Source organism: Pseudomonas sp. JAI111, from assembly GCF_024809425.1.
GTDB lineage: Bacteria > Pseudomonadota > Gammaproteobacteria > Pseudomonadales > Pseudomonadaceae > Aquipseudomonas.
Window position 1 is genome coordinate 251,957 of record NZ_JANUCB010000007.1, and the last position, 20,592, is coordinate 272,548.

Sequence of the window (20,592 nt, forward strand, 5' to 3'; positions counted from 1 at the left end):
CTATGTCAACCCTGCGCACCTTTTTCATCATGGCCCTGCTGGGCTTGAGTCTTTCTGTCGGAGCCCTGCAAGCGGCCGAACCGCCGTCCGCCGAAGCCGTGCAGGCGAACCTGGACAAGATCGCCGACCGCAAACTGCCGGAAGCCGATCAGAAAGCCTTGCAATCGATCCTGCAAAACACGCTGACCCAGCTCAATAATCAGCGCGATTACGAGCAGAAGCTGGCGGCCCTCAAGCAACAGTTGGCCACCGCACCCAAGCAGAACATCGAAAACCAGCGTGAGCTGGTCCGGCTTAAAGCCTCCAAAGTGCTGCCGGTGGCGCAACGCTACGCCAATCAGTCAATCCAGCAGCTTGAGCAAATGCTCACCGAGCGCTCGACCCAGCAAAGCGATTTGCAAAAAGCACTGGCCGAGGCCAACAGTCTGGTGATTACCGCCCAGACCCGTCCCGAGCGAGCCCAGGCTGAAATCTCCAGCAGCCAGACGCGCATTCAGCAGATCAACAACATCCTCAAGACCGGTAAAGACGCCGGCAAGACCTTGACCGGCGAACAGCGAGACCTGCTCAATGCCGAGCTCGCAGCCCTCAATGCCCTGATCCCGCTGCGTCGTCAGGAACTGGCCGGCAACAGCCAGTTGCAAGACCTGGGCAACAGCCAGCATGACTTGCTTACGGAAAAATCCGATCGCCTGGATCAGGAAATCCAGGAGCTGCAAACCCTGATCAACCAGAAGCGTCTGGCTCAGTCCCAGGAAACGGTGACGCAGCAGTCCATCGAAGCGCAGAAGTCGGGCAGCAGCAGCTTGCTTGCCACTGAAAGCGCAGCCAACCTGAAACTCTCCGACTACCTGCTCAAAAGCACTGACCGTCTCAACGAAGTCACCCAGCAGAACCTGCAGACCAAGCAGCAGCTGGACAACGTGACACAGAGCGATGCGGCGCTGGACGAGCAAATCAACGTGCTCAAGGGCAGCCTGCTGCTCTCCAAGATTCTCTACAAACAGAAACAATCGCTGCCGCACCTCAAGCTTGATCGAGATTTGGCCGACCAGATTGCCGACATTCGCCTCTACCAGTTTGAAGTCAGCCAGCAACGGGAGTTGCTCAGCAACCCGGCAGCCTATGTCGACAACCTGCTGGCGTCCCAACCGCCGGAACAAGTCACTCCGCAGCTGCGCAAGAGCCTGCTGGACTTGGCCACGACCCGCGCGGATCTGCTGGAGCGACTGAACCGCGAACTGAGCGCGGTGCTCAACGAATCCATCACCCTGCAACTCAATCAGAAACAATTGCTCAGCACCGCGCAAAGCCTGCGGGCGACGCTCGATGAACAGATGTTCTGGATTCCCAGCAACAAGCCGCTGGACCTGGAATGGATGCGCGCCGTGCCGGAACGCCTGCAACGCCAGGTGACGACGCTGCCGTGGGCCTCCAGCCTCAGTGAACTGACCGATGGCCTGATTCAGCGACCGTTGCTGTTTCTGCCACTGGTGCTGCTGATCGGCGCCCTGTTGTGGCGGCGCAAAAGCCTGTATGCCCGACTGAACAAGGTTCACCAGGACATCGGTCACTTCAAACGTGACAGCCAGTGGCACACCCCCCAGGCCATCCTGATCAATATTCTGCTGGCGATGCCGGTTTCCCTGGGCCTCGCGTTGTGCGGCCTGGCGTTGCAGATCGATGCCCGCGGACAGAATGCCAACATGGGCGCGGCGTTGCTGCAAATGGCCCAGGCCTGGCTGGTGTTCTACACCGCTTACCGGATCCTCGCGCCGGGTGGCGTAGCCGAACTGCATTTCCGCTGGGAAAAACCCCAGGTCGAATTCCTGCAAGGCTGGGTCCGCAGGCTGGGGCTTGTGGTGATGGCATTGGTCGCGGTGGTGGCTGTCGCCGAACTGCAACCCGCGACACTGGCCGATGATGTGCTCGGCATGCCGGTGGTGTTGACGTGCTACGCCTTGATGGCCTGGCTGCTCAGCCGCCTGCTGGTCAGCAGCCCGACTCACCAGAACGCATCGCTGTTTCGCAAAGCGGTGGGGATCATGTTCACCGTCCTGCCCGTCGCGTTGTTCGTGGCGGTGTGCTTCGGCTACTACTACACGGCGTTGAAACTGAGCGACCGGTTGATCAATACACTCTATCTGCTGATGTTCTGGCTGGTGATCGAAGCCACTTTCGTTCGCGGCCTCAGCGTTGCGGCCCGACGCCTGGCTTATCAGCGAGCGCTGGCCAAACGGCAGGCCGCAAAAGAAGCCGGCGAAGGCGAAGCGGTGATCGAAGAGCCGACGCTGGACATCGAAAAGGTCAACGAACAATCGCTGCGACTGATCCGCCTGGCGTTGCTGGGTGGTTTCATCGCCGCGTTGTACTGGGTCTGGTCCGATCTGATCTCGGTGTTCTCGTACCTGGACAACATCACCCTTTACGAATACACCAGCGGCACCGGCGCCAACTTGAGCATGGTGCCGCTCAGTATTGGCGACTTGCTCGGCGCCCTGATCATTATCGGCATCACCTTCGCCCTCGCGCGCAACTTGCCGGGACTGCTGGAAGTGCTGGTGCTGTCGAAGTTGAACCTGGCGCAGGGCAGCGCCTACGCCACGACCACGCTGCTTTCTTACGCGATTGCCGGCATCGGTTTCGTATCGACCCTGTCCACACTCGGCGTGAGCTGGGACAAGTTGCAATGGCTGGTGGCAGCGCTATCGCTGGGTATAGGTTTCGGGATGCAGGAAATTTTCGCAAACTTCATCTCCGGCATCATGATTCTGTTCGAGCGTCCTGTGCGCATCGGCGACACCATCACCATCGGCAACTTGTCAGGCACGGTCAGCAAGATCCGTATCCGCGCCACCACCATCACCGACTTCGATCGCAAGGACATCATTGTCCCGAACAAGACGTTCATCACCGGGCAACTGATCAACTGGTCCCTGACCGACACCATTACTCGCGTGACGCTCAAGCTAGGCGTCGATTACGGCTCCGATCTGGATCTGGTGAAAGAGCTGCTGCTCAAAGCTGCCCGGGATAACCCGCGCGTACTGAAGGATCCAGAACCGCACGTGTACTTCCTGAACTTCGGCGAAAGCACCCTCGACCACGAGTTGCGCATGCACGTGCGCGACCTCGGCGACCGTAACCCGGTGCTCGATGAGGTCAACCGCTTCATCAACCGTGAGTTCAAGAAGCAGCACATCAACATCTCGTTCCGCCAGATGGAGGTTTACCTCAAGAACCTCCAGGGCCAGGAATACAAAATGGTGCCGATCGAGCCGGAATCCAAAACCATCGTCCCCAAGCGAGATGACGAACCGCAAGAGCCGCCGGCCGCCAAGCTCGACTAACCGGCTTATCCCTAGCAGAATGCTCGGACATTCTGCTGGAGATGGCCGTTGAAAGTCCTCGACGAACTGACCTTCGATAATCGCTTCGCCCGCTTGGGCGATACGTTTTCCGTCCATGTGTTGCCCGAACCTATCGACAACCCGCGCCTTGTCGTTGCGAGCCCTGCCGCCATGGCGTTGCTCGATCTCGACCCGGCCGTGGCCTATACCCCGGAGTTCGCAGAGCTGTTCAGTGGCCATAAGCTCTGGGCCGATGCGGTCCCGCGGGCGATGGTCTATTCCGGCCATCAGTTCGGTTCCTACAATCCGCAGCTGGGCGATGGTCGCGGTTTGTTGCTGGGCGAGGTCTACAACGAAGCCGGCGAGCACTGGGACTTGCACCTGAAGGGGGCGGGCCAGACACCGTTCTCAAGAATGGGCGATGGACGGGCCGTGCTGCGGTCCTCGATCCGTGAGTTTCTCGCCTCCGAAGCGCTGCATGCCCTGAACATCCCGACCACTCGCGCACTCTGCGTGATCGGTTCCGACACGCCGGTATGGCGTGAGAAACAGGAACGCGCGGCCATGGTCCTGCGCCTGGCGCCGAGCCATGTGCGCTTCGGCCATTTCGAATATTTCTACTACACCAAACGCCCCGAGAAACAGAAAGAACTCGGTGAGCATGTGCTGGCCATGCACTTTCCAGAATGCCTGGAACAGCCGGAACCTTATCTGGCGATGTTTCGCGAGATCGTCGAGCGCAATGCCGAGCTGATCGCCAAATGGCAGGCTTACGGCTTCTGCCACGGCGTCATGAACACCGACAACATGTCGATCCTGGGCATCACTTTCGACTTCGGCCCATTTGCCTTCCTCGATGATTTCGACGCCCACTTCATCTGCAACCACTCGGATGATCAGGGTCGTTACTCTTTCAGCAATCAAGTGCCGATCGGGCAATGGAACCTCAGCGCCCTGGCCCAGGCCCTGACGCCGTTCATCAGCGTCGAAGCCCTGCGCGAAACTCTTGGTTTGTACTTTCCGCTCTACCAGGCCCATTACCTGGACCTGATGCGCCGCCGCCTCGGCTTCACCACCGCCGAAGAGGACGACCAGAAATTGCTGGAGCATCTGCTGCAACTGATGCAGAACAGCGGCGTCGACTACAGCCTGTTCTTCCGCCGACTTGGCGATGAATCACCCGAACTGGCTGTAGCCCGGTTGCGCGACGATTTCGTCGACATCAAGGGTTTCGATGCCTGGGGCGAGCTTTACATCGCCCGGGTCTCTCGCGACGGAACGCTGGATCAACCACAGCGCCGCGCGCGGATGCACGCGGTCAATCCGCTGTACATCTTGCGCAACTACCTGGCGCAGAAAGCCATCGATGCGGCAGAGGGTGGTGACTATTCAGAGGTTCGCCGTTTGCACGCGGTGCTGAGCAATCCCTTCGAAGAACAACCGGGGATGGAGAGTTACGCCGAGCGGCCGCCGGAATGGGGCAAGCATCTGGAGATCAGTTGTTCGTCGTGAAGCTGTTCATTCCAGGGGATCGATGGCACTGACGACTCGGGCGATGATGTCTGCCATCGTGATGTCATCCAGCCGCTCAATAAATTTGGCTGAGCCGTCGCGAACACGCTGCTCAATATCAAAACTGCGTACCTGATTACAAACCGCAACGCCATTCGTTTCGTGGCCAGAGACGATGACTGCCAAACCGGAGCTTCGGCTGAAGCTCCCACCGCTGGTCACCGGTACCGTCATGCTGACACCCAAAGAGTTGATCTCCCTTGGGGTGATCACCACGAATCGATGCCGATCCATCATCTCCCGCCCAGCAACCGGGTTCGGATCAATCCAGTAGACATCACCCCGCTGCGGGGCTTGCCGGCGCACCATCAACCCAACTCCCGGCCAACTGGATCGCCTTCACGTGCAAACGCCGTCTGGGCATTCAGTTCTGCTATTTCTTCGGCCCCTTCCAGCAACTCGGCGAGGCTGTAGCGCTTGCGAGAAGACTGGATAACCGGGCGGGCAATCAACTCACCGTCGACGACATTCAGTTCAAGTTGTGCCCCCACGTCCAAATGCAGGAGCTTCAGTAAAGTAGGGGGGAGCGTAATCACCGCGGCGCCACCTTGACGGCGAATTCTGGAAGTCACGGACATGGGATAACTCCTATCCGACAATTGAGAGATATCGATTTCTCGATAAGTGCAACAAAAGTAGCACGACGCTAAAGGCAAAAGCGAACTCCTATTAAGGTATCTAAGCGGGTAAAGTTGCCTCCAGCGTAGCCATCGATTGCAATCCGAAACTCTGGAATATGTGAGCATTTGCGACAGTCTGCGTCCTCGATCTAAAAATCTTTCTTGATAAACGCAGGTTGCGACTCCAGATCAGCTTTGTATTGCCCAACCTTTCAGAGCCCGCCCGATCATGACCGACCCACTCCTCATCCCCTGCCCCCACTGCAACGGCCTCAACCGCATCCCTGCCGAGCGCCTCAACGACCATCCAAAATGCGGCCGCTGCAAAGCCGAGGTCTTGCTGAACAAACCGTTCGAATTGAAGCAAAGTGACTACGCCAGTCAGATCAAGGGCGATCTGCCGTTGCTGGTGGACGTCTGGGCAGACTGGTGCGGGCCGTGCAAGTCGTTTGCTCCGGTGTTCGAGCAGGCGGCGGTGCAACTGGCGGGTAAATGCAGGCTGGCCAAACTGGACAGTGAGGCGAATCAGCAGTTGTCGGCGCAGTTGGGGATTCGTTCGATTCCGAGTTTGATTCTGTTCAAGAACGGCCGGGAAGTGGCGCGCCAGAGTGGGGCCTTCCCTTTACCGCAATTGATGAGCTGGTTGCGTAGCCAGGGGATCTGAAACCACCACGAACCTTAATGTGGGAGCAAGCCCACTCCCGCATCAGGTCAGTGATTAGCGCGAATCAGGCTTTTTCCAGCAAGTTATGCAGTTCGATGAACTGCTGGGTCAGCTTGTGCCGTGGGTCAAGGTGGATTAGCGGCGTGTTGGCCTGGTGGGATTCACGCATGCGCACCGAGCTGCCCAGATAGACAGGGAGCACCGGCAACCCTTCGGCAATCAACTCGTCGAGAATCTGCTGAGGCAGACTTGCACGGGCCTGGAACTGATTGACGACGATTCCCTCGACTTCCAGCCCTTCATTGTGGTCCTCCTTCAATTCTTCGATTTCTGCCAAAAGGCCATAAAGGGCCTGGCGCGAAAAACTATCGCAATCGAAAGGAATCAACACCCGGTCAGCGGCGATCAGCGCCGATACCGCGTAGAAGTTCAGCGCTGGGGGCGTATCGAGGTAGATACGGTCGTAATCACCGTCCAGCTCTTCAAGCAATTTACGCAGCTTGTTGATCTTGTGCTTGGCCTCGAGCTTGGGCTGTAGATCAGCCAATTCAGCCGTGGCGGTGATGACATGGAGGTTATCGAATGGTGTCTCGTAGATATCGACCTGGTTTTTCTTCGAAAACGGCCCGGACGACAGGGTCTGTTTGAAGAAGTCGGCGATGCCCATCGGAATGGCATCACCTGTGAGGCCCGTCAGGTATTGAGTGGAGTTGGCTTGGGAGTCGAGGTCCACCAACAACGTACGATACCCCTCGCTGGCACTGACCGCCGCCAGGTTGCAGGCAATGCTGGATTTGCCCACGCCACCTTTCTGATTGAACACCACGCGCCGCATGTCAAAACCTCCGTGTATCAAAGAATGACCGAGTGTAGTAGTCCACGGCGCTGCTTAGCTACCTCATCGGCATAGGGACTACACAGTCAGCGGTAATCTCTTAATAAAAAATCCGCTATCTCTGCCGTTGATCGCTGACTGAGCCGACAGACCCAAGCACCACGATGTGGATAATGGCCAAACGACAGCGTACAGCGGACCAACCAGTACATTTCGCTGAGCAAAATGTAACCATCATTTGCTACGCGCCGGCCGCAACGGGATAATGCCCGTCACTCGGCGCCAAGCGCCACGTAAGGTAGCTCGCGCTTTTTTGCAGCTCGCCGCGTCAAGAAAGCCCGCAGGGGCGGGAAGAATGTCTGTGATCAACTTCAATATCGCCCAATGGCGCGCGTGGGCCCCTGGGCTCGAAAGCGTGGACGATTGGCAGGCCTGGAGCCGACAACCGGTCGCGCTTCAGAACAGCGATGCAGCCCCCGACGTGTCTTTTCTCCCGGCGATGCAGCGTCGGCGGCTCAGTCGCCTCGCTCGGATGGCGTTCAGTGTCGGCTGGCCGTTGGCCGAGGGTCGCGATGAACTACCGCTGGTCTTTATTTCCCGCCACGGCGAAACCCCACGGACCTTCGAAATACTCAGCGACCTGGCCGCCGATCAGCCGTTGTCGCCTACTCAATTCAGCTTGTCGGTTCACAACGCAGTGATTGGCCTCTGGTCGATCCTGCGGGGTGAAACCAGCGAAATGACCGCGCTCGCCGCTGCCGGTGACGGCCTCGAAAACGGCATGCTAGAGGCCGCGGCACTGCTCGCCGAAGGCGCGCCTGCCGTTTTGCTGATCGTTACCGAAGAACAACCACCCCAAGCCTACTCGGCCTGGATTGATGACGTGCCATTCCCTTATGCGGTCGGTCTGTTACTGACACCGGGCACCGAGTGGCAGCTGTCCATGAACAGCCCTGCGGATCCGTTGTCAAAAGCCCAATGGCCCCATGCCTTGAATCTATTGCGTACCCTGCTCGGCCAGCAGACCACCTGCCAACATGCCTGGAAAAATCGTGTATGGACCTGGCAACGCAACCTGTAACCGAAAAAAACCGCGACGCTTATTACTGGCGTCTGCTGGCCACCGCCGCGAGCTTCACCCTCTTCGGGTTGGGTGGACTGTGCCTGCGTCTGCTGGTTTTCCCGCTATTGAGCTGCCTGCCCGGCGACGCCCAGGCACATCGACTGCGGGCGCGCGTCACTGTCAGCCGCTGCTTCTGGTTTTTCGTGCGGTTCATGGCTCGCACTGGCGTGCTCACCTACGACATCCAGGGCGCCGAAAAACTCGGTCGACCGGGCCAGATGATCGTTGCCAATCACCCGTCGCTGATCGATGTGGTGTTCCTGATCGGCCTGGTCAGCCACGCCAATTGCGTGGTCAAGCAAAGCCTCTGGACCAACCCCTTCACCCGTGGCCCTCTGCGCCGCACCGATTACATCAGCAACGACGGCAGCATGGACATGCTGGACACGGCAGCCGACGCACTGAAAAACGGCCAGACCCTGATCATTTTTCCCGAAGGCACCCGTACCCAGCCAGGCAAACCGCCGGCCTTTCATCGGGGAGGCGCGGCAATCGCCATGCGCGGTGCGAAAATCCTCACCCCTGTGATCATCAAGGTCAATCCGAGCACTTTGACCAAGGCAGAACCCTGGTATCGCATCCCAAAACGCCGTGTGCACTTCAGTTTCCGTGTCGGGGCCGATATAGATCCACAAGCCTTCGCCGCGTGTGGCCCTGCGCCTCAGGCCTCGCGCAAGCTCAACGATTATTTGCATCACTACTTTATCAAGGAGCTCGCCGAAGATGAGCGATCTACACCGTGACATCAAACTGCTGATCATCGAAGCCCTGGGCCTGGAAGACATCAGCGTCGACGATATCGGCGACGACCAGACGCTGTTTGGCGAAGGCCTGGGACTGGACTCGGTGGACGCCCTGGAACTGGGCCTGGCGATCCAGAAAAAGTACGGCATCAAAATCGATGCCGACGCCAAGGACACTCGTAATCATTTCAGCAACGTGGCGAGCCTTGCGGCGTTCGTCACAGCAAAACAGGCAGCTTGAGACCGGACCATGCAAACTCGAGACGACATTTTCAACACCCTGCGCGATGCCTTGGTCGAACTCTTCGAGCTGGATCCCGACCGCGTCAGCCTCGAATCCAATTTGTATCAGGACCTGGAAATCGACAGCATCGACGCCGTCGACCTGATTGATCACATCAAGCGCCAGACCGGCAAGAAAATCGCCGCCGAAGAATTCAAATCGGTGCGCACCGTCGGCGACGTGGTCGAGGCGGTCTACCGTCTGGTTCAACCCGCCGCATGAGCCGATTGATCGGCCTGGGCCTGCTGCTGGCAGGCCTGTTGTACCCCTTTGCGGTGTATTTCGGCATGGAGCATTTTGCTCCGTGGCAGTTCGGCCTGTTGCTGGGCAGCTTGTGGCTGGCGCGTGCCGTGCTCGGCGCGCGTCGCCCGGGCAGCCTGTGGATGGCATTGACCGCCATCGGTTTTTGCCTGTTGCTGGCGCTTTTCGACAGTCCGTTGTTATTGCGCTGGTATCCCGTGCTGATCAACGCCTTCCTGCTCGGGCTGTTTGGCCTGAGCCTGAAAATCGGACCACCGATGGTCGAGCGGCTGGCAAGGCTGCGTGAACCGCACTTGCCGGCCAGGGCCATTGTTTATACCCGTCAGGTGACGATCGTCTGGTGTGTTTTTTTTCTCTTTAACGGTTTGCTCGCCGCCGCCCTGACGCTTTGGGCGCCGCTGAGTTGGTGGATGTTGTACACCGGCCTGATTTCCTACGGATTGATGGGCTTGCTGTTTGCCATTGAATGGCTCATACGACAACGGGTACGAGGCCACCCATGAATTGGATAAAACTTGAGCAATTGCTGCTCAAGGCTCAACCGGAGCGCGCCGTGACGGCCGAGCCGGCATTGAATCACTCACAGCTTTGCGAACAGGCCCTGAGCCTGGCAGCCGGCCTGCAATCCCAAGGCGTGCAACGCATCGCCGTGCACCTGGAAGACGCCGCCGAGCTGGCGATTGCCCTGCTCGGTGCCTGGCGTGCCGGGGTCAGTGTGCTGCTGCCCGCCGATCTGCAACCCCAGACTCGCCAGCGCTGGTCGAGCGAAGTTGATCTATGGCTGACCGATCAGGCGGATGACGCGCATCTCACCGATTACCGCCACGCCCCACTGAGCGCCGCTGCGCTGGATCTGGATCGCTGCCAGCTAAGCCTGTGCACCTCAGGATCCAGTGGCGAGCCCAAGCGCATCGACAAGAACCTGCGCCAACTGGCTAACGAAGTTGAAGCGCTGGAACAGCTGTGGGGCGCGGAACTGGGGGAGGCCTGCATCATCGGCAGCGTCGCCACCCAGCACATCTACGGCCTGTTGTTTCGGGTGTTGTGGCCGCTGTGCGCCGGGCGCTCATTCCTGCGCAAACAATTGGCCTTTCCGGAAGACTTGCAACGCGCCAGCCGCGAACACCCGGCGTTTGCCTGGGTCGCCAGCCCGGCGCTGCTCAAGCGCATGGGCGACAACCTCGACTGGCCGGCCTTGAGCGCCGTTCGCCGAGTGTTTTCATCCGGCGGCGCGCTACCGGCCGAGGCTGCGCAAAGCCTTTTCGAGCGACTGCACCAATGGCCGACAGAAATCTTTGGCAGCTCGGAAACCGGCGGCATCGCCTGGCGCCAGGGTCACGAGCTTTGGCAACCCTTTGCTGATATCGAGCTGAGCCAGGACAACGATGGCGCCCTCTTGATCGCGTCTCCCTACCTGCCCGCCGGCCACATCGAGCACACCGCCGATGCGGCCAGAATCGCTGCCGACGGCCGCTTCGAACTGCTTGGACGACTGGACCGGATCGTCAAGCTGGAAGAAAAACGTATCTCGCTGCCGATGCTGGAAAAGGCGCTGACTGACCATGACTGGGTGGCCGAAGCGCGCCTCGGCGTGGTCCGGGAAAATCGCGCCTCGCTGGGTGCGCTGCTGGTGCTGACAGACGCTGGCCTGCATGCATTGCGCAATCAGGGACGCCGCGCGCTCACCCAAGCGCTGCGTCAGCATCTTAGCCAACATTGCGAAGCCCTGGCGCTGCCACGACGCTGGCGGATGTTGCGCCAGTTGCCGCTGAATGCTCAGGGCAAACTGCCCCAGGCCGACGTCGAAGCCTTGCTGCTGGCGCCCCGCCCCAAGGCGCCGCAAGTGTTGGAGCAAGTCGAAGTCGAAGGTGAATGGAGCCTGCAACTGGCCGTGCCGCCGGACCTGGCCTATTTCAGCGGACACTTCCCGAAGACACCGGTGCTGCCTGGCGTGGTTCAGGTGGACTGGGCCTTGAGCCTGGGCCAGCAATTGATGAAGCTGCCCGCAAAATTTGCCGGCATGGAAGTGCTGAAGTTCCAGCAACTGGTGCGCCCGGGCGATGAGGTCCAGTTGCACCTGCGCTTTGATCCGGAGCGCGGCAAGCTGTACTTCGCCTATCGCAATGAAACCGCGACCTGCTCCAGCGGGCGCATCTTGCTGGAGGCTGTGGGTGATGCATAACCCTTGCGCCGTGGTTCCGGTCTACAACCATGAAACCGCCATCACCACGGTGGTCGACGCGCTGATTGCCAGCGGCCTGCCGTGCATTCTGGTGGACGATGCCAGCGATCAGGCCTGCGCCAGAGTGCTCGACCAGCTCGCGCAGCGCGAAATGGTCAACCTGATCCGCCTCGCCGCCAATCAGGGCAAGGGCGGTGCAGTCATGACCGGTTTTCGCGAAGCCTCGCGCCTGGGTTTCAGCCACGCCTTGCAAGTGGACGCCGACGGCCAGCACGACCTGCAGGATGTGAAGACCTTCATCGAAGAATCGCGCCGGCATCCCGACGCGGTGATCTGTGGTTATCCGCAATACGACGCCAGCGTGCCTAAAGGTCGTTTGTACGCCCGTTACCTGACCCACGTCATGGTCTGGATCAACACGCTTTCATTGCAGATTCGCGATTCCATGTGTGGTTTCCGCATCTATCCACTGCCAGCAACGCTGGCGCTGATCGACTCGGCAAAAATCGGCAAGCGCATGGATTTCGACTCGGACATTCTCGTGCGGCTGGCCTGGCGCAATCTGCCGATGCGGTGGTTGCCGGTGCGGGTTCGTTACCCGCTGGACGGGGTCTCGCATTTCCGCATGTTCCACGACAACGTGCTGATTTCGAGCATGCACACACGGCTGTTCTTCGGCATGTTGCTGCGGGCACCGCTGATTCTCTGGCGACGGTGGCGGACATGAACATCAACGCTGACAAACAGCACTGGGCCGACCGTCAGGAACGCGGCAGTTTCTGGCTGATGAAACTCACCGCGTTCGGCGCCAAGGTCCTCGGTCGTCGTCTGTTGAGCCCGCTGCTGTATGGCATCGTCCTGTATTTTTTCCTGTTCGGTCGCAGCGCCCGTCAAAGCGCCTGGCAATACCAGCAACGGCTTGCCGACTGGAGTGGTCGCCCTGAATTGCGCCCGACCCAGTGGCGGGTGTTCAGCCAGTTCATGGCCTTTGCCGATTCGATGCTCGACAAGCTCGATGTGTGGAACGGCAAGCTGAGCATCGAGCAAATCGAAATCATCGACCCGGCACTGCTGCGCAATCAGTTGCGCGGCACGCGCGGGCAGATGCTGGTGGGCGCGCACCTGGGCAACCTCGAAGTCTGCCGCGCACTGGCGGAGATTGGCGAGAAAGTCACGATGAACGTGCTGGTGCACACCAAGCATGCCGAGCAATTCAACCGTCTGCTGGGTGAAGCCGGGGCGACCAATTTGCGGCTGATTCAGGTCAGCGAGCTGGACCCTTTGATCATGCTGCAACTGCATGAACGCCTGGAGCGCGGCGAGTGGCTGGCGATTGCCGGCGACCGTGTGCCGTTGCATGGCGGGCGTAGCGTGACGGTGGACTTCCTCGGTCATCAGGCCGCGTTCCCTCAGGGACCGTGGCTGCTGGCCGGCCTGCTCAAGTGCCCGATCAATCTGCTGATGTGCCTGAAGAAACCGTCGGGCCAATACCGCGTGATCCTCGAGCCGTTTACAGAGGCCGTGGTGTGGAAACGCAACGACCGCGAACAGGTCATCCATCAGTGGGCGACCCGCTACGCCGAACGCCTGGGCCACTATTGCCTCGAAGCGCCTCAACAATGGTTCAACTTTTACCCTTTCTGGAAGACCGATGACGACGCCAACCTTTGAGCCGGTAACCTTCGGCGAACTCCCTTTGCGCATTGAAGACGTGCTGGCCCTGGCCAACCGTCAGGTGCCGACGCAGTTGCAAAGTGATCCCGCGTACCGTGAGCGCATTGCCAAGGGCGCGCGATTCCTCGATTCCCTGCTGGACAAGGAAGGCGTGATCTACGGCGTGACCACCGGCTACGGCGATTCTTGCGTGGTCGCCGTGCCGCTGCATCACGTCGAGGCCCTGCCCCGTCATCTGTACACCTTCCACGGTTGCGGACTGGGCAAACTGCTCGACGCCCAGGCCACGCGCGCGGTGCTCGCCGCGCGTTTGCAGTCGCTGTGCCACGGCGTGTCGGGTGTGCGCGTGGAGCTGCTGGAGCGCCTGCACGCGTTCCTCGAATACGACATCCTGCCGCTGATACCGGAAGAAGGTTCAGTGGGCGCCAGCGGTGATCTGACGCCGTTGTCCTACGTCGCGGCGACCTTGTCCGGCGAGCGTGAGGTGATGTTCCGTGGCGAACGCCGCCAGGCGGCCGACGTGCACCGTGAACTCGGCTGGCAGCCGCTGGTGCTGCGCCCGAAAGAAGCCCTGGCATTGATGAACGGCACTGCCGTGATGACCGGCCTTGCCTGCCTGGCCTATGCCAGAGCCGATTACCTGCTGCAATTGGCCACGCGCATCACCGCGCTGAATGTGGTCGCGCTGCAAGGCAACCCGGAACACTTCGACGAACGCCTGTTCGCCACCAAACCGCATCCAGGGCAGATGCAAGTGGCCGCCTGGCTTCGCAAAGACCTGGCGATCGACGCGCCGACCGCGCCGCTGCATCGCCTGCAAGACCGCTATTCCCTGCGCTGTGCGCCGCATGTCCTCGGCGTCCTGGCCGACAGCCTGAACTGGCTGCGCTCGTTCATCGAGATCGAACTCAACAGCGCCAACGACAACCCGATCATCGACGCTGAAGCCGAGCGCGTGCTGCACGGCGGGCATTTCTACGGCGGCCACATCGCGTTCGCCATGGACAGCCTGAAAAACCTGGTGGCCAACGTCGCCGACCTGCTCGACCGTCAACTCGCGCTGTTGGTGGACGAGCGTTACAACCATGGTTTGCCGAGCAATTTGTCCGGCGCCAGCGCTGACCGGGCGATGCTCAATCACGGCTTCAAGGCCGTGCAGATCGGCACCAGCGCCTGGACTGCCGAGGCCCTGAAAAACACCATGCCGGCCAGCGTCTTCTCGCGCTCCACCGAATGCCACAACCAGGACAAGGTGAGCATGGGCACCATCGCCGCCCGTGATGCGATCCGCGTGCTGGAGCTGACCGAACAAGTCGCCGCTGCCACGTTGCTCGCCGCTAACCAGGGCGTGTGGCTGCGCAGCAAGGCTGAAGACGCGCGTCCGTTGCCGCCAGCCCTGGCCGCCATGCACGAAGAACTGGGCAAGGACTTCCCGCCGGTCATCGAAGACCGTGCGCTGGAAGGTGAATTGCGCCTGTGCCTCAAGCGGATTGCCGAACAACACTGGAGGCTGCATGCGTAGCAAAGGAGTGCTTCATACCGATACGGAAATCCTCGTGCCGTTCTTTGACGTCGACACCATGAACGTCGTCTGGCACGGCCATTACGTCAAATACCTGGAAGTGGCCCGCTGCGCGCTGCTGGACAAAATCGGCCACAACTACACCGCGATGGTCGAATCGGGTTACGCCTGGCCGGTGATCGACCTGCAATTGCGCTATGTGCGTGGTGCTGTGTTCGGCCAGAAGCTGAACGTGCGCGCCAATCTGGTGGAGTGGGAGAACCGCCTGAAAATCAGCTACCTGATCAGCGACCTGGAAACCGGCGAACGCTTGACCCGCGCCAGCTCGGTGCAGGTAGCCGTGGACATGGCCAGCCGTGAGATGCAGCTGGCTTCACCTAAGATCTTCACAGACGCCGTTGAAAGGATCCTGGCATGAGCCCGTTTTTTAAATGCCTGGGTGCGTTAGCGCTACTTGGGCTGTCATCGATCGCTCACGCCTTCGATCTGCAACAACTGAGCGATCAACTGGCCAAACCCGATGTGATCCATGGCAATTTCATCCAGGAAAAACACCTGCGTGCGCTGCCCCAGCCACTGACCAGCAAGGGCACTTTCGTCCTCGCCAAAAACCACGGTTTGCTCTGGTTGCTGAAGACGCCGCTGCAGCAGGATTACCGCATCACCGACAAGGGTATTGCCCGACGTGACGCCAACGGTTGGCAGATGCTGCCAGGCAAGAGTGCTGGCGCCGAGCAGAACCGGTTGTTCCTCGCCGTGCTGCAAGGTGACAGCAGCGGTCTGCAACGAGATTTCGAGCTGTCGCTGAGCGGCGAGGCACAGGACTGGAAGCTGACACTGACCCCGCGTTCGATGCTGCTCAAGCAAGTGTTCAATCAGATCAACATCACCGGCGGCGAATTGGTGCACAGCATCGAACTGCTGGAAACCCAGGGTGACAGCACTCTGTTGCGCATGCAGGACAGCACCAGCGCGCAACCGCTGAGCGACGCGGAGCAACATGACTTTGCCGAGTGAACGCAGGCTCCCGTGGCTGTTTCTGATCCTGCTGCTGGCGGTGCTTGCGCTCGCCGGCTGGCAATGGCGTAACGGCGCGCCGCTGTCGGCCAACCTGATGGAACTGGTGCCGGGCACGGCGCCGGACGCGCTGGAATTGCGCGCCGAACAACGCATGCAAGAACCGCTGAACCGCGAAATGCTGGTGCTGGTCGGCCATAAAGATCGCCCAAAAGCCATCGCCATGGCGCAGAAACTGGGTGAGCAATGGCAGGCCAGCGGTTTGTTCGAGAAGGTCCAATGGACCCTGCAAGCCGACTTGCCAGCGCTGCGCACTCAATTGCTGCAAGGCCGATTGGCAATGCTGTCTGCCACAGATCGTCAGCAACTGATCGAACACCCTGACGCCTTCATCCAACAGCGCGTGCAAGCGCTGTTCGACCCCTTCACCGGTTTCAGTCTGGTGCCGAGCCAGGAAGACTGGCTGGGGCTGACCGGACGCATCCAGAACAGTCAGCCACAACACGGCGCCGTGCAACTGGACATCGGCAGCGGCGCACTGGTGGCCGATGCCGACGGTAAAAGCTGGGTGTTGCTGCGAGCAAAAACCACCGGCAACGCCTTCGACATGAACCTGCCGCTGCAAGTGGCCGCCCTGCTCAAACACAGCCGCGAAGAAGCGGCCCAGAGCGACGTTCAACTGCTTGCCGCCAGCGGCTTGCTGTACGCGGCCAACGGTCAGCAACAAGCTACTCGCGAAATGACCTGGGTCGGTGGCGGCGCTACCGTCGGCATTCTGTTGTTGCTGTTGCTGGCCTTCCGGCGCTGGCGGGTCTTGCTGGCGTTCGTGCCGGTGCTGGTGGGCATGCTGTTTGGCGCCGTGGCCTGCGTGGCGCTGTTCGGTCACATGCATGTGATGACGCTGGTGCTGGGGTCGAGCCTGATCGGCGTTGCCGTCGATTACCCGCTGCATTACCTGTCGAAAAGCTGGAGCATGAAACCCTGGCACAGCTGGCCGGCTTTACGCCTGACCTTGCCAGGCCTGACGCTGAGCCTGATCACCAGTTGCATCGGCTACCTGGCGCTGGCGTGGACGCCATTCCCGGCGCTGACCCAGATCGCCGTATTCTCCGCCGCCGGCCTGCTTGGCGCCTACCTGTCAGCGGTGTGCCTGCTACCGGCGCTGCTCAAGGGCGCGGACCTGCGACCGGCGCAATGGCCGCTGCGCGTCAGTGAATTTTTGCTGGAGCTACGCGAATCGTTGCTCAAAATTGCGCGTACGCCGGTGCTGCTGGCACTGCTGATTGCCTTTTGCGTCGGCGGCTTGTTGCAACTCGAGAGCAAGAACGATATCCGCCAGTGGATCGGCACGCCGCAGCAATTGACGGACGAAGCCAGGACCATCGCGCGCATTACCGGTTATCAACCCACCAGCCAGTTCTTCCTGGTGCGTGCAGCCAACCAGCAAGAGCTGCTCGAGCGCCAAACCGCGCTGAGCGAGCGTCTCGATCAGCTGGTCAAGATGGACAAACTCCAGGGTTATCTGTCGCTCAACCAACTGGTGAGTCAACCGAGCGAACAGCACAAAGTGCACGAAGCGCTGAACAAATTGCCGCAATTCTGGCAGCCGCTGCTCGACCTCGGCGTGACAGCGCAAGCGCTGCAAGCAGAGCTTATGCAATTGCAGGCATTGCCCACCGAAGACATCGACGCGGCGCTAACCGGTCCGTTGGCCGAGCCCTATCGCACCTTGTGGCTGGGGCCGACCGATGACGGCGTGGCGGCGATGGTCAGTCTGCAGGGCCTGAACAATCCTTCGCTGCTGCGCGCTCAGGCGCTGGACTTGCCGGGTGTCCAACTGGTCGACCGTCTCGGTGAACTGAACACTGTTTTTGCGGCGACCCAGATCAGTGCCGCTGAGCTCAAACTCGCTTCCTGCGCATTGATCGTGCTGGTGCTGATCGTGCCATTCGGCCTTGGTGGCGCGCTGCGCATCGTCTCGCTGCCCTTGTTGGCCGCATTGTGCAGTCTGGCCAGTCTTGGCTGGCTGGGTCAGCCGCTGACGCTGTTCAGCCTGTTCGGCCTGTTGCTGGTGACGGCGATCAGCGTCGATTACGCGATCCTCATGCGCGAACAGGTCGGCGGTGCCGCCGTGAGCCTGCTGGGTACGTTGCTGGCGGCGGTTACCACCTGGCTGTCGTTCGGTCTGCTGGCGGTGTCCAGCACACCGGCGGTGAGCAACTTCGGCCTGTCGGTCAGCCTGGGCCTGGCTTTCAGCTTCATCCTCGCGCCGTGGGCCGGACGCCATGTCCACACCGCTGCCGTTACGGAGTCCGCGGCATGATGATCGCCGTGTTTTGGCTCATGGCCCTGGCAATGTTCGCCGCGGCCACCCGGGTCGGTCGGCATTTCGGCCTGATCCCGATCGTCAGCCAGTTGCTGCTGGCGACCTTCGGCCTGCCGCTGCTGATGTACTTCTGGATCGAGCCGGGCTGGCAACTCAGCGGCACCGAACTGATCTCGCCGACGTGGCTGAAAAACCTCTACAGCCTGGGTTTTGCCTTGCTGCTCGGGCACATCCTCAGTGACGTGATCGACCTGCGACTGGATCGCCAGAGCCTGAAAATTGCTCTGCCGAGTTTCTGTATTCCGTTTGTCTGCGGACTCGCCACCGCCGTTTGGCTGCTGCCGGCGCAATCCTGGATAAGCTCGCTGGCGGTCGGCCTGGTGTTCGCCATCACCGCGATTCCGGTGCTGTATTTGTACCTGCGACACATTCATTACCCACCCGACGCCACCCGACGCCTGGTACAAACGGCGATTCTCATCGACCTGACGTGCTGGACGCTGTTCGGTTTCGCCCAAGGCAGTTTGCACCTGAGCAGCCTCTTGCTGCCGCTGGCCGGCGCCTGCCTGCCATTGCTGCTGCGTCTGCTCGGTGCGCGCCAACCGATGCTGTACAGCGGCGGCTTCTTCGCACTGTTGGTTGTCGCCGAACACTTCAAGCTCAACGCGCTGATTTTCGGCATCGGTTACTTGTTGTGCATGGCCGCGCTGAAAGTGCCGCTGGTGCTACCGTTGCCGGCGATCTGGATGAGCCGCTTGCAAACCTGGATCGCCATTCCGCTGATCCTGACGTTCGGTATCGTGCAGATCAACGTTCACGCTGCGATGGCCAGCCTCGGCTGGGTCCAGCTGGCGGCGCTGCTGCTGTTGCCGATAGCCAGCAAACTGCTGGGCAACTGGCTGGGCCTCGGTTGGGCCGGCGCCTCGTTCGAGGGCGCCAGCCGCTGGCGCGAAAGCCTGCTGCTGAATATTCGCGGCTTGAGTGAGATCGTCTTTCTCAACCTGCTGCTGCAACAACAGCTCATCAGTCCGGCGCTGTATTTCGCACTGATGTTGATGGGTTTGATCGCTACATTGCTGCCGGCACTCGCCGGCATGCACAGCCCCCCTTTGAATATCGCCGCCCCGGCAAGGAGCCCCCGTGCCAACAGTTGAAATGGAACATCGCCAGGTCGTCGTTATCGGTGCGGGCCCCTCGGGCGCCATCGCCGCCGCGCTGCTCAAGCGCAAAGGTCATGACGTGCTGATGATCGAACGCCAGCATTTCCCACGGTTTTCCATCGGCGAAAGCCTGTTGTCGCACTGCCTGGATTTCGTCGAAGAGGCCGGCATGCTCGACGCGGTGAACGCCGCCGGGTTCCAGTTGAAGAATGGTGCGGCGTTCGCCTGGGGCGACCAATACAGCGCCTTTGATTTCGGCGACACGTTCAGCCACGGCAAGCCGACCACCTTCCAGGTTCAACGCGCCGATTTCGACAAGTTGCTGGCCGACCAGGCCGAATTGCAAGGCGTGGAAGTTCGCTACGGCGAGGCCATCGTCAGCGCCGATTTCACCCTGGCAAAACCGCAGCTCGAAGTGCAGCGAGAAGATGGCAGCCAATACCGCGTCGAAGCTGATTTCGTGCTCGATGCCAGCGGCTACGGCCGCGTGCTGCCGCGCTTGCTGGACCTTGAAGCGCCGTCGAACTTCCCGGTGCGCCAGGCCGTGTTCACCCACATCGAAGACAACATCGACAGCCCGACCTTCGAGCGGGAAAAAATCCTCATCACCACCCATCCGACTCATCGCGATATCTGGTTCTGGACCATCCCGTTCAGCAACGGCCGTTGCTCGGTCGGCGTAGTGGCGGCAGCCGAGCACTTTGAAGGCCGCATGGACAACCTGGACGAGTGCCTGCGCGGTTTTATCGCTGAAACCCCAAGCCTGGCCAGCGTCTTGAACAACGCTGTGTGGGACACCCCCGCGCGCACCATTGGTGGCTACTCGGCCAACGTCAAAACCTTGCACGGCCCGGGCTTTGCACTGCTGGGCAACGCTGCGGAATTCCTCGACCCGGTGTTCTCCTCCGGCGTGACCATCGCCATGCGCTCGGCGAGCATGGCCGCCGGCGTCCTGCACCGCCAACTGCAAGGTGAAAGCGTCGACTGGCAAACCGAGTTCGCCGCACCGCTCAAGCGCGGCGTCGACACATTCCGCTGCTACGTCGAAGGCTGGTACGCCGGAACCTTCCAGGATGTGATTTTCCATCCGGACGGTTCACCTGACATCCGCCGCATGATCAGCGCGATCCTCGCCGGTTATGCCTGGGACGAGCGCAATCCGTTCGTCAGTGAACCCAAACGTCGGCTGCGCATGCTGTCAGAACTCTGCGCCAGAGATGTCACATGAATAACGTGAACGCCTTTTTGTGGCGAACTTCC

Annotated in this window: 20 protein-coding genes; 17 read left to right on the plus strand and 3 right to left on the minus strand. The window is 60.4% G+C overall.

Features of this window, described 5'->3' with window-relative positions; translation table 11 throughout:
• Positions 1–2: 2 nt before the first annotated feature.
• Together mscK and selO are read left to right on the plus strand one after the other, a co-directional pair.
• Positions 3–3,350, plus strand: coding sequence for a mechanosensitive channel MscK (gene mscK, locus HNR03_RS21790; RefSeq protein ID WP_259155686.1), 3,348 nt, complete (start codon positions 3–5; stop codon positions 3,348–3,350).
• A 48-nt stretch (positions 3,351–3,398) separates the two neighbouring features.
• On the plus strand, positions 3,399–4,862 hold the full coding sequence (gene selO / locus HNR03_RS21795; RefSeq protein WP_259155687.1) for a protein adenylyltransferase SelO: 1,464 nt from the start codon (positions 3,399–3,401) through the stop codon (positions 4,860–4,862).
• Positions 4,863–4,868: 6 nt separating this feature from the next.
• On the opposite strand, the gene HNR03_RS21800 is transcribed toward selO, so the two are convergent.
• Together HNR03_RS21800 and HNR03_RS21805 are read right to left on the minus strand one after the other, a co-directional pair.
• The gene (locus HNR03_RS21800; RefSeq protein WP_222589465.1) at positions 4,869–5,231 is read right to left on the minus strand and encodes a type II toxin-antitoxin system PemK/MazF family toxin; all 363 of its coding nucleotides are present in this window, start codon (positions 5,229–5,231) and stop codon (positions 4,869–4,871) included.
• The gene (locus HNR03_RS21805; protein WP_259155689.1) at positions 5,231–5,500 is read right to left on the minus strand and encodes a PbsX family transcriptional regulator; all 270 of its coding nucleotides are present in this window, start codon (positions 5,498–5,500) and stop codon (positions 5,231–5,233) included. Before HNR03_RS21805 ends, HNR03_RS21800 begins: the two co-directional genes overlap by 1 nt.
• Before the next feature lie 271 nt (positions 5,501–5,771).
• Here HNR03_RS21805 and trxC point away from each other — a divergent pair, with 271 nt between their 5' ends.
• Positions 5,772–6,206 (plus strand): thioredoxin TrxC, encoded by a 435-nt coding sequence (gene trxC / locus HNR03_RS21810; protein ID WP_046045645.1) that lies wholly within the window; start codon positions 5,772–5,774, stop codon positions 6,204–6,206.
• A gap of 64 nt (positions 6,207–6,270) precedes the next feature.
• Here the strand turns inward: trxC and HNR03_RS21815 are convergent, their stop codons facing one another.
• On the minus strand, positions 6,271–7,041 hold the full coding sequence (locus tag HNR03_RS21815; protein WP_259155690.1) for a ParA family protein: 771 nt from the start codon (positions 7,039–7,041) through the stop codon (positions 6,271–6,273).
• Positions 7,042–7,396: 355 nt separating this feature from the next.
• On the opposite strand from HNR03_RS21815, the gene HNR03_RS21820 reads away from it, so the two are divergent.
• From HNR03_RS21820 to HNR03_RS21885, 14 genes are read left to right on the plus strand one after another with little or no spacing between them, the layout of a single operon-like run.
• On the plus strand, positions 7,397–8,122 hold the full coding sequence (locus HNR03_RS21820; RefSeq protein WP_259155691.1) for a beta-ketoacyl synthase chain length factor: 726 nt from the start codon (positions 7,397–7,399) through the stop codon (positions 8,120–8,122).
• Positions 8,098–8,907: a 1-acyl-sn-glycerol-3-phosphate acyltransferase gene (locus HNR03_RS21825; RefSeq protein ID WP_222589461.1), complete on the plus strand. Its 810-nt coding sequence runs from the start codon at positions 8,098–8,100 to the stop codon at positions 8,905–8,907. The genes HNR03_RS21820 and HNR03_RS21825 overlap by 25 nt, the downstream gene beginning before the upstream one ends.
• Positions 8,888–9,148 carry a phosphopantetheine-binding protein gene (locus HNR03_RS21830; protein ID WP_090176507.1) on the plus strand — a complete coding sequence of 87 codons (261 nt, stop codon included), beginning with the start codon at positions 8,888–8,890 and terminating at the stop codon, positions 9,146–9,148. The genes HNR03_RS21825 and HNR03_RS21830 overlap by 20 nt, the downstream gene beginning before the upstream one ends.
• Before the next feature lie 9 nt (positions 9,149–9,157).
• Positions 9,158–9,412: an acyl carrier protein gene (locus tag HNR03_RS21835; RefSeq protein ID WP_090176510.1), complete on the plus strand. Its 255-nt coding sequence runs from the start codon at positions 9,158–9,160 to the stop codon at positions 9,410–9,412.
• On the plus strand, positions 9,409–9,954 hold the full coding sequence (locus HNR03_RS21840) for a hypothetical protein (RefSeq protein WP_090176512.1): 546 nt from the start codon (positions 9,409–9,411) through the stop codon (positions 9,952–9,954). Before HNR03_RS21835 ends, HNR03_RS21840 begins: the two co-directional genes overlap by 4 nt.
• Complete coding sequence (locus tag HNR03_RS21845) at positions 9,951–11,633, plus strand: acyl-CoA synthetase family protein (protein ID WP_259155692.1); 1,683 nt, start codon at positions 9,951–9,953, stop codon at positions 11,631–11,633. Before HNR03_RS21840 ends, HNR03_RS21845 begins: the two co-directional genes overlap by 4 nt.
• Entirely contained in the window at positions 11,626–12,360 is a 735-nt protein-coding gene (locus tag HNR03_RS21850) for a glycosyltransferase family 2 protein (protein ID WP_222589458.1), read from the plus strand. The genes HNR03_RS21845 and HNR03_RS21850 overlap by 8 nt, the downstream gene beginning before the upstream one ends.
• Positions 12,357–13,304, plus strand: coding sequence for a glycosyl transferase (locus HNR03_RS21855; RefSeq protein WP_259155693.1), 948 nt, complete (start codon positions 12,357–12,359; stop codon positions 13,302–13,304). Before HNR03_RS21850 ends, HNR03_RS21855 begins: the two co-directional genes overlap by 4 nt.
• Positions 13,285–14,829 carry a histidine ammonia-lyase gene (gene hutH, locus HNR03_RS21860; RefSeq protein ID WP_259155694.1) on the plus strand — a complete coding sequence of 515 codons (1,545 nt, stop codon included), beginning with the start codon at positions 13,285–13,287 and terminating at the stop codon, positions 14,827–14,829. The genes HNR03_RS21855 and hutH overlap by 20 nt, the downstream gene beginning before the upstream one ends.
• Positions 14,822–15,247 carry a thioesterase family protein gene (locus HNR03_RS21865; protein WP_222589455.1) on the plus strand — a complete coding sequence of 142 codons (426 nt, stop codon included), beginning with the start codon at positions 14,822–14,824 and terminating at the stop codon, positions 15,245–15,247. Before hutH ends, HNR03_RS21865 begins: the two co-directional genes overlap by 8 nt.
• Complete coding sequence (locus tag HNR03_RS21870; protein WP_259155695.1) at positions 15,244–15,846, plus strand: outer membrane lipoprotein carrier protein LolA; 603 nt, start codon at positions 15,244–15,246, stop codon at positions 15,844–15,846. Before HNR03_RS21865 ends, HNR03_RS21870 begins: the two co-directional genes overlap by 4 nt.
• A complete protein-coding gene (locus HNR03_RS21875) occupies positions 15,830–18,169 on the plus strand; it encodes an MMPL family transporter (RefSeq protein ID WP_259155696.1) in 2,340 nt (779 codons plus the stop codon). Before HNR03_RS21870 ends, HNR03_RS21875 begins: the two co-directional genes overlap by 17 nt.
• Positions 18,166–19,326 carry a sodium:proton antiporter gene (locus HNR03_RS21880; protein ID WP_259155698.1) on the plus strand — a complete coding sequence of 387 codons (1,161 nt, stop codon included), beginning with the start codon at positions 18,166–18,168 and terminating at the stop codon, positions 19,324–19,326. The genes HNR03_RS21875 and HNR03_RS21880 overlap by 4 nt, the downstream gene beginning before the upstream one ends.
• A complete protein-coding gene (locus tag HNR03_RS21885) occupies positions 19,313–20,560 on the plus strand; it encodes an NAD(P)/FAD-dependent oxidoreductase (RefSeq protein ID WP_259155699.1) in 1,248 nt (415 codons plus the stop codon). The genes HNR03_RS21880 and HNR03_RS21885 overlap by 14 nt, the downstream gene beginning before the upstream one ends.
• The last annotated feature ends 32 nt before the right edge of the window (positions 20,561–20,592 follow it).

What these genes read in the sequence shown, in the direction of transcription:
- mscK (WP_259155686.1), top strand. Translation starts at nt 3, where the DNA reads ATGTCAACCCTGCGCACCTTTTTCATCATGGCCCTGCTGGGCTTGAGT.
- HNR03_RS21800 (WP_222589465.1), bottom strand. Translation starts at nt 5,231, where the DNA reads ATGGTGCGCCGGCAAGCCCCGCAGCGGGGTGATGTCTACTGGATTGAT.
- HNR03_RS21805 (WP_259155689.1), bottom strand. Translation starts at nt 5,500, where the DNA reads ATGTCCGTGACTTCCAGAATTCGCCGTCAAGGTGGCGCCGCGGTGATT.
- trxC (WP_046045645.1), top strand. Translation starts at nt 5,772, where the DNA reads ATGACCGACCCACTCCTCATCCCCTGCCCCCACTGCAACGGCCTCAAC.
- HNR03_RS21815 (WP_259155690.1), bottom strand. Translation starts at nt 7,041, where the DNA reads ATGCGGCGCGTGGTGTTCAATCAGAAAGGTGGCGTGGGCAAATCCAGC.
- HNR03_RS21820 (WP_259155691.1), top strand. Translation starts at nt 7,397, where the DNA reads ATGTCTGTGATCAACTTCAATATCGCCCAATGGCGCGCGTGGGCCCCT.
- HNR03_RS21825 (WP_222589461.1), top strand. Translation starts at nt 8,098, where the DNA reads ATGGACCTGGCAACGCAACCTGTAACCGAAAAAAACCGCGACGCTTAT.
- HNR03_RS21830 (WP_090176507.1), top strand. Translation starts at nt 8,888, where the DNA reads ATGAGCGATCTACACCGTGACATCAAACTGCTGATCATCGAAGCCCTG.
- HNR03_RS21835 (WP_090176510.1), top strand. Translation starts at nt 9,158, where the DNA reads ATGCAAACTCGAGACGACATTTTCAACACCCTGCGCGATGCCTTGGTC.
- HNR03_RS21840 (WP_090176512.1), top strand. Translation starts at nt 9,409, where the DNA reads ATGAGCCGATTGATCGGCCTGGGCCTGCTGCTGGCAGGCCTGTTGTAC.
- HNR03_RS21845 (WP_259155692.1), top strand. Translation starts at nt 9,951, where the DNA reads ATGAATTGGATAAAACTTGAGCAATTGCTGCTCAAGGCTCAACCGGAG.
- HNR03_RS21850 (WP_222589458.1), top strand. Translation starts at nt 11,626, where the DNA reads ATGCATAACCCTTGCGCCGTGGTTCCGGTCTACAACCATGAAACCGCC.
- HNR03_RS21855 (WP_259155693.1), top strand. Translation starts at nt 12,357, where the DNA reads ATGAACATCAACGCTGACAAACAGCACTGGGCCGACCGTCAGGAACGC.
- hutH (WP_259155694.1), top strand. Translation starts at nt 13,285, where the DNA reads ATGACGACGCCAACCTTTGAGCCGGTAACCTTCGGCGAACTCCCTTTG.
- HNR03_RS21865 (WP_222589455.1), top strand. Translation starts at nt 14,822, where the DNA reads ATGCGTAGCAAAGGAGTGCTTCATACCGATACGGAAATCCTCGTGCCG.
- HNR03_RS21870 (WP_259155695.1), top strand. Translation starts at nt 15,244, where the DNA reads ATGAGCCCGTTTTTTAAATGCCTGGGTGCGTTAGCGCTACTTGGGCTG.
- HNR03_RS21875 (WP_259155696.1), top strand. Translation starts at nt 15,830, where the DNA reads ATGACTTTGCCGAGTGAACGCAGGCTCCCGTGGCTGTTTCTGATCCTG.
- HNR03_RS21880 (WP_259155698.1), top strand. Translation starts at nt 18,166, where the DNA reads ATGATGATCGCCGTGTTTTGGCTCATGGCCCTGGCAATGTTCGCCGCG.